General features: G+C 66.0%; 10 protein-coding genes. 4 read left to right on the forward strand and 6 right to left on the reverse strand.

Annotated elements, in window-relative coordinates; all coding sequences use genetic code 11:
• Window positions 1–150: 150 nt before the first annotated feature.
• From FRZ44_RS01455 to FRZ44_RS01470, 4 genes are all read right to left on the reverse strand, one after another.
• Window positions 151–1,452: a sn-glycerol-1-phosphate dehydrogenase gene (locus tag FRZ44_RS01455; protein WP_191908352.1), complete on the reverse strand. Its 1,302-nt coding sequence runs from the start codon at window positions 1,450–1,452 to the stop codon at window positions 151–153.
• A gap of 22 nt (window positions 1,453–1,474) precedes the next feature.
• The gene (locus FRZ44_RS01460) at window positions 1,475–2,938 is read right to left on the reverse strand and encodes a xylulokinase (RefSeq protein WP_151175505.1); all 1,464 of its coding nucleotides are present in this window, start codon (window positions 2,936–2,938) and stop codon (window positions 1,475–1,477) included.
• 34 nt (window positions 2,939–2,972) lie between these two features.
• On the reverse strand, window positions 2,973–3,638 hold the full coding sequence (locus FRZ44_RS01465; RefSeq protein ID WP_151175506.1) for a class II aldolase/adducin family protein: 666 nt from the start codon (window positions 3,636–3,638) through the stop codon (window positions 2,973–2,975).
• 63 nt (window positions 3,639–3,701) lie between these two features.
• On the reverse strand, window positions 3,702–4,472 hold the full coding sequence (locus tag FRZ44_RS01470; protein WP_151175507.1) for a DeoR/GlpR family DNA-binding transcription regulator: 771 nt from the start codon (window positions 4,470–4,472) through the stop codon (window positions 3,702–3,704).
• 247 nt (window positions 4,473–4,719) lie between these two features.
• Between FRZ44_RS01470 and FRZ44_RS01475 the strand changes: the two genes are divergently transcribed.
• From FRZ44_RS01475 to FRZ44_RS01490, 4 genes are all read left to right on the forward strand, one after another.
• A complete protein-coding gene (locus FRZ44_RS01475) occupies window positions 4,720–5,925 on the forward strand; it encodes an ABC transporter substrate-binding protein (protein ID WP_191908353.1) in 1,206 nt (401 codons plus the stop codon).
• 89 nt (window positions 5,926–6,014) lie between these two features.
• Entirely contained in the window at window positions 6,015–7,100 is a 1,086-nt protein-coding gene (locus FRZ44_RS01480) for an ABC transporter ATP-binding protein (protein ID WP_191908354.1), read from the forward strand.
• Window positions 7,101–7,104: 4 nt separating this feature from the next.
• Window positions 7,105–8,013 (forward strand): ABC transporter permease, encoded by a 909-nt coding sequence (locus tag FRZ44_RS01485; protein WP_225308494.1) that lies wholly within the window; start codon window positions 7,105–7,107, stop codon window positions 8,011–8,013.
• Window positions 8,010–8,831 (forward strand): ABC transporter permease, encoded by an 822-nt coding sequence (locus tag FRZ44_RS01490; protein WP_225308495.1) that lies wholly within the window; start codon window positions 8,010–8,012, stop codon window positions 8,829–8,831. The genes FRZ44_RS01485 and FRZ44_RS01490 overlap by 4 nt, the downstream gene beginning before the upstream one ends.
• A 4-nt stretch (window positions 8,832–8,835) precedes the next feature.
• Here FRZ44_RS01490 and FRZ44_RS01495 read toward each other — a convergent pair whose 3' ends face one another.
• Together FRZ44_RS01495 and FRZ44_RS01500 are read right to left on the reverse strand one after the other, a co-directional pair.
• Window positions 8,836–10,014 carry an aromatic ring-hydroxylating oxygenase subunit alpha gene (locus FRZ44_RS01495; RefSeq protein ID WP_151175510.1) on the reverse strand — a complete coding sequence of 393 codons (1,179 nt, stop codon included), beginning with the start codon at window positions 10,012–10,014 and terminating at the stop codon, window positions 8,836–8,838.
• 116 nt (window positions 10,015–10,130) lie between these two features.
• A complete protein-coding gene (locus FRZ44_RS01500) occupies window positions 10,131–10,712 on the reverse strand; it encodes an HPF/RaiA family ribosome-associated protein (RefSeq protein ID WP_151175511.1) in 582 nt (193 codons plus the stop codon).
• Window positions 10,713–10,779: the final 67 nt, after the last annotated feature.

The following is a 10,779-nucleotide window of genomic DNA, read 5'->3' on the forward strand; positions in this document are numbered from 1 at the left end:
TCAAGGGATTCAAACGACTCATTTTTATTGTTCTAAGTCTCGCACGCCCACGGATCACGTCTAATCCATATGCGCCAACACTTTGATACGATTCATGAAAACTTTCCCCGGACACTCCTGCCGTTCCGGGGGAGGGGATTGGATCTCGCTTCAGATCCTCTCCGCCAGCTTCTCGAGCCGACCGCTGTCGGCGGCGAGATCGAGGAAGGTGTAGCGGTTGCGGATCTCACGCGCATGGCGCAGCGCGGTCCGATAGAAGGGCTCCGGCCAGCCGATGTCCTGCGGCTTCATCGGTGCGTTCGCGCGAGCGAGCGCCTTTTCCAAGAGCGACACCGGATAGATCACCTCGGCGATGGTGGCGCGGATGCGCTGCCAGCGCTCGGCGATGCGCTGGTTAAGGGCGGCGGCGCGGGGGCTGTCGAGCCGTTTCTGCGTGAACTCGGCCCAGCAGGATTTGCCGATGGCCTCGCCGAAGCGCTTGACGAATTCGGCCTCGCTGTTGCGGTCGGGGGCGAGCTCGGGCGGCGGCCCTTCGAGCATCGCTTCCTGCAGGCGCGCCATGCTGAGAGTCGTCACGCCGATCTGCTCGCCATGGAAGGAGGCGGGCCAGCCAGGATCGCCCAGCATGTCGGCATAATGGCTGATGAGATGCTCGCCCTGGCTCGCCGGCTGGCTGTTGCCATGGATCGCGGTGCCGAAGCCTGAGAGCAGGAGCGTGCGCACCAGCCGCTCCATGGCGCCGATATCGCCCGCGACCAGCGCGTCCGTTTCCTCCAGCATCGGCAGCTCGTCCGCCGCCAGCAGGACGAAGGGCATGGTGCGATAGGGCTGATCGAACAGCAGATGGGCCAGGAGCCAGTCGGCCTGGGCGGTCGGCCGACAGAGCGAATCGCCCAGGCCCGAGCGGATCATGCGCACGGGTGCGGCCGCCATCACCGAAAGATCCATGAAGGCGCCGACGGGCGCGTGCGCCGTCAGCGATTTCTTGTGGCCATGGACCGTGATGGCGGCGTTGACGGAGGTATAGCCGTTCATCGAGGGCGCGGTGCCGAACACGACATAGGGCTTGCGGTCCTGGGCGCTCGCATATTTGCAGAGGTCGTTGATCGAGCCCGAGCCCACCGCGACCAGCGCATCGGCGCTCGCGGTCGCCTCGCGGATCGTGGCGACGGTTTCGCTGTCGGCATGGGGACGGTTCGGCAGGATCACGCTCACCACCTCGCCTTTGGCGGCGAGCGCGCGTTCCACGCGAGCCCCCAGCACGCCATGCGTGGTGCGGTCGCTCACGACGGCGAGACGAGGCCCCAGCCCCAGCGGCACCACCAGCTCGCCCTCATCGCCGGCAAGCGACCGCGCCATCACGACCGACCGTGTCGCCACCTGGAGCGGCGCGCCGCCATCGGGGTCCGGATAGGTGCCCGAGACGATCTGCGCGAGAATATCCTGTGTCACCGCGTCCAACTCCTGAGGTCCGTCATCGCACCGGCAGGGCCGGCTCGTAGAGGGGTTTGAGCGCCGCGAAAAGGCGGCGATAGCGCGCATAGGCGTCGTCATAGACGGCCTTTCGGCCCGGGACCGGCTGCAGGGTCTCCCGCTTGCCGCTGACCAGCGCCGCTGCTTGCCGTAGATCGGCGATGCGCCCGGCCGCGACCGCCGCCAGCATGGCAGCACCGATCGGCGAGCTGTCGATCTCGCGCGGCCATTGCACGGGCAATCCCGTCAGGTCGGCACGGATCTGGCCCCAGATCCGGCTGCGGGCGCCGCCGCCCAGCAGCAGCAGGGAATCGGTCGCGACCCCCATCTGCGCCAGCCGGCCGGTGACGTCGCGCATGGCGAAGGCGCAGCCCTCAAGCAGCGCGCGCGCCCAATGGGCGCGGCCATGCGAGGGCGTCATTCCGTAGAAACAGCCGCGCGCGCCGGGGACCCATTCGGGGGCCATGGCGCCGGTCAGTGCCGGGAGGAACAGCAGCCCGTCGGCACCCGGCGGTGCTTCGGCCGCCAGCTCATCGAGCGCTGCGAAGCTGGCGATGCCCAGGAGCTCCTTGAGCCAGACCAGGGCGCCGCCGCAGAGCCAGCCGGGATTCTCGATCAGATAGGCGCCCCCCGGATAGGCGTGGGTCTCGACCAGGCTGTCCTGGTCGATGGAGGGCTCGCGGTGGATCGCACCCACCACCTCGCCCGTGCCGAGCACCACCACGACCGGGCCTGGATCGACGACGCCGGCGCCGAGCGCGGTCGAGAAATCGTCGCCGGTGCCGACGGCCACGGGAATGCCGGCGGGCAGTCCGGTGAGCGCCGCGCCTTGCGGCGTCAAGCTGCCGGCGGCTTCCGCAGCCTCGGCCAGCGGCGGCAATTCGCGCTCTTCGATGCCGAAGAGGCCGAGCAGGGTCGGGTCGTAGCGGCGATCCTTCAGCGAATAGACCATGCTGGTCGAGGCCAGCGCGTGATCCATGACCGCGCGGCCCGTCAACCGCTCGACCAGATAGGAAACCGGCTGATGGAAGCGGCGGATCGAGGAATCGCCCTGCTGCTTGAGCCAGCTGATCTTCGCCGCCATATGGCTGGCATCGAGCACCAGCCCGCCGGTGGCGCGCACGGTTGCGGCCGGGACCGATGCGGTATGCGCCTCCGCACGCCGGTCGATCCAGATCAGGCAGGGCCCGGTGGGCTGCCCCTTGTCGTTGACCGGCACGCAACCGTCGAGCTGGCCGCAGAGGCCGAGGGCCTCGATCCGGTGGGGTTCGACGCCGGCCTGCGCCAGGGCGGCCGCGATCGCCGGGCCCAGCGCCCGTTCCCACAGGCCCGGATGCTGCTCGGCCCAGCCCGGTTGCGGAAAGCTCGGCTTGTAGGCCTCGGCGGCGCGACCGCGGAGCGCCAGGGCGGAGTCTGCGACCACCGCCTTGAGGCTCTGCGTGCCGACATCGACGCCGACGATCATGACCGCATCCCGTATCGCTCCGATCCCTCGTCTCTCAGCAGCAGGAGGCCGAGACCGGTTCCTCTTTCGTCTGGCCGTAGCCGCGAAATTTCTCGATCACCCGCTGGATTTCCGCGTCGGGCAGGATCTTCGGCTTGCCGACCTGGAGCGCCCGCCAATATTGCGCCGCCAGGGTCTCGACCTCGACCGCGAGCCACATCGCCTTCTTGAGGTTGGGGCCCAGCACGATCATGCCGTGGTTGGCGAGCAGGCAGGCGAGGCTGCCCTTGAGCGCTTTCAGCGCATTGTCCGCAGTCTCCTGCGTGCCATAGGTCGCATAGGGCGCGCAGCGGATCTTGCTGCCGCCCGTGGCGGCGATCATGTAATGCACCGCCGGAATGTCGAGATGAAGGCAGGAGAGCGTCGCCGCGAACATCGAATGGGTGTGGACGACGGCGCCGACCTCGGGGCGCGTCTTCATCAGGTCGCGATGGAAGCGCCATTCGCTGGAGGGCTTGCGCTTGCCTTCATGGGTGCCGTCGAGATGCATCACCACGATGTCGCCGGGCCTGGTCTCCTCATAGGTCATGCCCGAGGGCGTGATCAGGAAGCCTTCGGGCACGCGCACGCTGATATTGCCCGAGGTGCCCTGGTTGATGCCGCGGGCGTTCATGTTGATGCAGGCGGCGACGATTTCCCGCCGCAGGGCTTCATGCTTCATCTTTCGTCTCCGATCAGAAATGCGGTGGCCTGGCCGTCCGGAACAGGTCGCGGGCGGCGGGCCTCATGAATTCTCGCTGCCCACCACGAGCAGCTCGAGCGGCAGATTGGCAAGCGTGGCGGCGGTGGCCGGGTCAGGGCGCCGGTCGGTCACCAGATGCGTGACCTTGTCGAAATTGTCGACGCGGACCGGGGCGTAGCGGTTGAACTTGGTGTGATCGGCGACCACGACCGGCGTGCGCGCGGATTGCAGCATCAGGCTGTGCAGCTCGCCTTCCTCGCGGGTGTAGTCCATGAGCCAGCCCGCGGGCGAAATGGCACCGGCGCCGACGAAGACGAAATCGGCGAAGTAATGCGTCAGCATGGTGGTGGCGTCGCGGCCCAGCGTGGCCCCGTTCGCAGGCTGCACCTCGCCGCCCAGCATATAGACGCGGTTCTTGTTGTGGCCGACGAGCTTGCTGCAGCTCGAGATGCTGTTGGTGAAGATGGTGAGGCCCTCGCGCACCAGCAGCGCATCGGCCACGCTCTGCATCGTGGTGCCGCTGGCGAGGATCACCGACGCGCCGTCGGGGACGAGGCTGGCCGCGAGTCGCCCCATGGCGCGCTTGCCCTCGACATTGGTGACCTGGCGGACCTCGATCTCGGGCTCGTTGCGCTCGAGCGAGAGCGCACCGCCATGGGTCTTGCGCAGCCGGTTGCGCTCGGCCAGCAGCAGCAGGTCGCGGCGCACGGTCTCGCGCGACACCTTGAGCTTGCGCTGGATCTCGGTGATCGAGACCGAGCCGCGCGAGTTCACCATCGACAGAATCTGATTTTGCCGTTCCTCGGCTAACACGCCTGTTTCCTCTCGTCCGTCCCGTCGCCCGCGCCCCGTCTCTATAGCCGGCGCCGGCGAATCGGGTGCGTGCCCCCTCGAGGATTTCTGCCGCTCCGGCGCCCAGGGAATGGGCGCCGCCGCCCCTCGATGAGGCATTTTTAGCACTATATTGCATTTAGTAGCAATTATGTTGCAATCTGGGGAGGTCAAGAAGATGGCGAACGCCATCGGCCGGCCTGCCGGCACCCCACAGGGAGAGAACGCCATGTCGATTTCTCATACGAGACTGCGCATTGCTTCGTCGGCGCGCCGCGTCGGCACCACCCGCCGGGCGCTGCTCAAAGGCGCAGCGATCGCCGGCGCGGGACTGGTCTTCCGTCCGATGGCGCCTTTCATCAGCAATGCCGAGGCGGCGACGCCGACCTTGCGGCTGCTCATGTGGCAGCCCTACGCCATCAACGAAACGATCGCCGAGTTCGAATCGAAGTTCGGGGCCAAGTTCGCGCCCACCTTCTTCGACGGCAACTCCGAGGCCTTCAACAAGATGAAGGTGGGCGGCACCAAGGACTTCGACATCGTCCAGGGCGACGGCTTCTGGCCGCGCCTCTATTTCCGCCAGGGCCTCACCCAGGCGGTCGATTACGGCAAGATCGCCAGCATGGCGAACGTGTTTCCCGATTTCCTGCCGCCGAATTTCCCGCTGCTCGCTGATCCGTCGGGCGAGCATAAGGTGGCGGCGCCCAATTGCTGGGGCGGCTACGGCATCACGGTCAATTCGAGCCAGGTCGCCGCGGGCGATATCGGCTCGATCAGCCTGCTGCTGAACGAGAAGTACAAAGGCAAGATGTCGACCAACTCGCGCTTCGAGGAGAACATCGCGCTGATCGGCATCCTCGCCGCGACCAATCTCGGCACCATCTCGGGCCCCCGGCCCGACGGCAACCCCTTCAACCCCTACAATCTCACCGATGCCGAACTCGAGGAGACCAAGAAGCTTCTGATCCAGCAGAAGAAGCTCCTGCTCACGCGCTATCAGGACTATGACGCGCTCGACCGGCTGATGCGCGGCGGGGCGGTATGGGCCGCACCCGAGTTCGCCGAGACCTATCGCCATCTGACGGTGCTGAAGCAGGACGGCAAGCTCGACTTCGACATCCAGCACGTGCTGAAGCCGAAGGAAGGCGGGCTCGGCTGGGTCGATACCTGGATGATCAGCTCGGGCGCCGATTCCGAGCGGGTCGAGCTGGCGCATCACTGGATGGACAGCTTCCTCAAGAAGGACAATTACGTGCGGGTGGTGCGCAGCACCGGCTATGGCGGCACCGTCGACCTGCGCGACCTGCTCTCGCCCAACGAGATCGAACTTTACTTCCAGAATCGCAGCAGCGAGGCTAGCCAGCTGCATATGTTCGATCAGCCCTCCTCGCCCGAGAAATGGGAGCGGATCTGGTCCGACGTCGAGGCCTCGTAACGTCGGGGGACGTTCACGGGAGCCGGGCCGCCCCGCCAAGGGGCGGCCCCCAAATTCTGGATCGGTCAGTCGAGGCGAACGGGAGAGCCGTGCCAAACGCAACGCTGAAGCTTGAGTCCGTCGGCAAGCGCTTCGGTCCGATCACGGCCGTCGACGGCATCGACCTGACGATCGATCGTGGCGAGTTCTTCACGCTGCTGGGACCCAGCGGCTCGGGCAAGACAACGCTCCTGCGGATCATCGCCGGGCTCGAGCCGCCCGATACCGGTCGCGTGCTGATCGCCGGGCGCGACGTGACCGATCTGCCGCCCTATGGGCGCAATATCGGCATGGTGTTCCAGAACTTCCTGCTGTTCCCGCACAAGACGGTCGCCGAGAACATCGTCTTCCCCTTGCGCATGCAGCGGGTCGACCGGGCCAAGCGCGACGAACGGCTCGCCTGGATCATCAAGCTGATGCATCTGGACCGGCTCGAGGGCCGCTATCCCAACGAGCTTTCGGGCGGGCAGCAGCAGCGCGTGGCGCTGGCGCGCGGGCTCATCGCCGAGCCCGAGCTTCTGCTGCTCGACGAGCCGTTGGCCAATCTCGATCGCGAGCTGCGTTCCGAGATGGAAGTGGAGATCCGCCGCTACCAGAAGGAGCTGCAGATCCCCTTTATCTATGTCACGCACAATCAAGAAGAAGCGCTGACCATGAGCGACCGCATCGCGGTCATGCGCAACGGCAAGTTCGAGCAGGTCGGCGCCAAGGTCGAGATCTACACCAACCCGGCCTCGGCCTTCGTGGCGAGCTTCGTCGGCCATGCCAACCGCCTCGAAGGCAAGTTGGTCGAGGCCAAGGGCACGCTCGGCCGCATGGAATGGCGCGGCCGCTCGATCATGGTGCCCTGCCCGGACGGCGCGGTGGCGGGTGCCGCTGTCCAGCTCTCGATCAAATATGAGGATCTCGAGATCGCGCCGGCCGGCGTCAATGGCGCCAGCCTCCAGGGCCGCAACCAGCTTCCGGGCAAGCTGCGCGATATCATCTTCAAGGGCCAGACCGCGAACTACATCGTCACGCTGGCCGACGGCGTCGAGATCATCGCCAGCGCCACGCCCCGCGCCTTGAGCCTGCGACCCGAGGAAGCGGTCGTGGTGCATTGGCCCGCCGGCGGCGGCGCCTGTTTCGCAGGCTGAGGCGATGACCGCCGGCACGCTGCAGATCACCCCCCGCCGCACCAAGCTGCACCGGCTCTTCGCCTATCGCTTCGCGCTGCTGGCGGGACCGGGCGCGCTCTTCATCATGATCGCGCTGCTCCTGCCGCTGCTCTCGATCGTGGTGTTCAGCTTCTGGCGGACCGAGAGCTACGAGCTCTATGCCGACTGGAATCTCGACAATTACCGGGTGATGCTGACCGAGCCTGCCTATCGGGTGTTCTTCCTGCGCTCCTTCTTCATGGCGCTGGCGGTGACGCTCGCCTGCCTCGTGATCTCCTGGCCGGTTGCCTATTTCATCGCCAAGCATGGCGGGCGCTACCGCCTGCTGCTGGTGCTGCTGCTGGCCGCACCCTTCTTCACCGGCGTCATCCTGCGCATCGCGGCGCTGCAGGGATTGTTCGGGCCGATCGGGCTCATCAACATGACCTTGACCGAGATCGGGCTGCCGCCGATCCAGGTGCTGATGTACACGCCGCTCGCAGCCGGAATCGGGCTCGTCTATCTCTATGTGCCCTTCATGATCACCGCGATCTATCTCTCGGTGATCAACTTCAATTTCGAGCTGCTCGAGGTTGCCAAGATCAACGGGGCCAAGCCCTGGCGTGCCTTCATCGAGATCACCTGGCCGCTCAACTGGATCGGCACGGCGATCGGACTGGTGGTGGTCTTCATTCCCTGCCTCGCCTCGGCCGTGACCCAGCGCTTCCTCGGCGGCACGCAATCGAGCTCCTTCGGCATGAGTCTCGCCCAGCAGTTCGGCGAGACCGGCACCTGGGCGCTCGGCTCGGCCATGGGGGTTGCGCTCTTCGTCTCCTCGATCGTCGCCATCGTCCTGATCGGCCGCTCGATCAACCTGAAACGCAGCGGCTTCACCGGGGTGATCAACCCATGATCGCGGGGAAGCACAAGACTCTGAAGCCGGCGGTCCTGGCCATGGGTCTGGTGCTGGCCGCGGTCTATGTCTTCCTCTATGCGCCGATCTTCTATGTGATCTACACCTCCTTCTCGGCCGACATCGTCTGGCCCTTCCCGCCGCATTTCTCGGCGCAGTCCTACGGCGACCTCTTCGCCAGCTCGCTTTACGGCGATGCGCTCGCCAACAGCATCACTCTGGCGCTGGGGAGCGCCGTCCTGTCGACCGTGCTGGCGGCGGCGGGCGCCATCGGTATCCTGCGCTACCGCTCGCGCTGGCGGGGCTTCGCCATGTTCATGTTCCTGGCGCCCCTGTTCGTGGCCGAGCTCCTGATCGGGATCTCGACGCTTGCCTTCAATGCGCGCGTGCTGGGGCTGCCGGGCAATCTCTATTCCGCCATGGCCGCCAACGCCGTGCCCGGCACCTCCTTTGCCTTCCTCATCATCCTGGCGCAGCTCGTGCGCTATGACTGGAACATGGACGATGCGGCGATGGTGTTCGGCGCCGGGCCTTTCCGCAGCTTCATCGAGATCACCCTGCCGACGATCTGGCCCTCGCTCTTCGGGGCCTTCCTCATCAGCTTCATCCTCGCCTTCAACAATCTCGAGATCTCGTTCTACAACCTCGGCGCCATCCCAACCTTGCCGGCAGTGGCTTGGGGCTCTCTAAGATTCGGATTGGGACCGGAGCTCTTCGCGCTGGCGACGCTCGTCAATGGCGCCGTCTTCTTCATCTTCGCGGTGATGTATATCCTGATGCGCTACCGCATCGTCAGCTTCGGCTATCGCGGCCCCTGACGGATCAGGAGGCGGCACGCTGGCGCCGAGAGAGCGACTCGCTGCGCCGCCAGCCCGCGAGCCGGGTCGCCAGATAGCAGGTGAAATCGTGGATCTCGCGCTCGAGCCAGCTGAGCCGCCCCGGCTTGGCGAGCGGCGCCTGCACGCCCTGGTAGAGACCCTCGACCACGAAGCGGTCCTCGGCGTTCACCTTGTCGAAGAACGCCAGCAGCTCGGCTTTCTCCTTCTCGAGGTCGGGCAGGTTGGCGACGACCTCGGGCGCCAGCGCCACGCCGAAGCGGACATGGACCTCGCCCAACGATTTGGGCCGGAGCGACAGGTACCAGAGATGATCGGGCGCCAGCACATACATATGCGCCGGAAATACCGAGGGCATGACGGTGGTGTAGCGGTGATGGCCTTCGAGACGCGTGTTCGAGGGATGCGCGCGGCCATAGCGCGCGGTCTCGTCCTTGGTGAAGGTCTGGACCGTGAAATGGTCGTTGGGCTCGGTCGGGAAGCGCGTGTCCTCGATCGGCATCCAGGCGCCGACCGTCGCCCGATGGGCCACCGGGAGGTGATAGCCCTCCATGAAGTTCTCGGTCAGCAGCTTCCAGTTGGTGTTCCAGACATGGTCCTGGAGCGCGACCGAGACATAGTTCTGCATCTGATAGGGCGCGACCAGGGGCGCCAGCGACGCCAGCAGCTCGCCGACCGGCGGGGCCTGCTCGTTGAGCGTGACATAGACCCAGCCTTCCCAGACCTCGGTGCGGATCGCGGGCAGATGATGGCTGCGCGGCTCGAAGCCGGGAGTCTGCTTCATATGCGGCGCGCCCAGCAGCCTGCCGTCGAAATCGTAGGTCCAGGCATGATAGGGGCAGACCAGCCGCTGGCAGCTGCCCTGGCCCTCGACCAGCCGCATCATCCGGTGCAGGCAGACATTGGAGAAGCCGCGGATGAGGCCGTCGCGCCCGCGCATCACGAAGACCGGCTGGTCGTTGATCGAGAAGCTCAGATAATGGCCGGCGGCCGGCACATCGGCCGCGAGGCCGACGCAGAGCCATTCGCGGGCGAAGATTTCCTTCTTCTCGAGTTCATGGAACTCGGCGCTGCGATAGATCGCCGGCGGCATGGCTGTCGCCTGCTCGAGGCCACCTTCGGCCAATGTCCGGAGCCGCTCCAGCGTGGCGTCGAGCTCGGCCATGTCTCTCCCCTGTCCCGCCGATTGTCCGCTTCCCGGGCCGGGACTGCGCCATGATTCGGACTTGCGCCGTCCGGCGTCAAGCCCGGCTCGGGCGCAGACGGGGGCGGGCGCGCCTCCTAGCGCTTCCCGCCATCCTGCAGGTGATGTTTGCCGATCGGCGTCACCAGGCTCGCCTGCGGGCCTTTCTCGCCTTCCTTGTCCTGGACAATGACGCGCACCTCGTCGCCGACGGCGAGCTTATCGAAGCTGTTGCCCGCGGCGTTCTTGTGGAAATAGACCTCCTGGCCGTCGGACATCTGCACGAAGCCATAGCCTTCCTGAAGCATCAGCTTGGCGACACGGCCATGATCGGGCACGGCGTGGGTCTTGACCCGGTCGCTGCGCCGCCGCGCATGGTCTTCGACCCGCCGGGTCAAGGCGTCGAAGGCGTCGCGGATCGCGACATAGACGTCCTCATGCGCGTGATCCTGCTTGTGCTCGTGATTGACCATGATGTCCTGGCCGGGAACCGCGAGATGAAGGCGCACATTATAGAGCTTACCCTTGTGTTGGTGGCGATGGCGCGCCTCGACCACGGCCTTCAGGGAGATCGCGCGATCGAAGAAATGCTCGAGCGTCGCCGCTTTTTCGCGAATGCGCGCCTCGATGGCCGGGGAGGGGTCGATGTCGCGAAAGCTGATATCGATCGGAATGGACATTGGGAACCTCTTCTGAAGGCTCCAGACTGGCCCGATCCCTCGGGTTTGGCCTTGATTCAGATCATAC

Origin of the sequence: Hypericibacter terrae (genome assembly GCF_008728855.1) — a bacterium.
In the GTDB taxonomy this organism is placed as follows: Bacteria; Pseudomonadota; Alphaproteobacteria; order Dongiales; family Dongiaceae; genus Hypericibacter; species Hypericibacter terrae.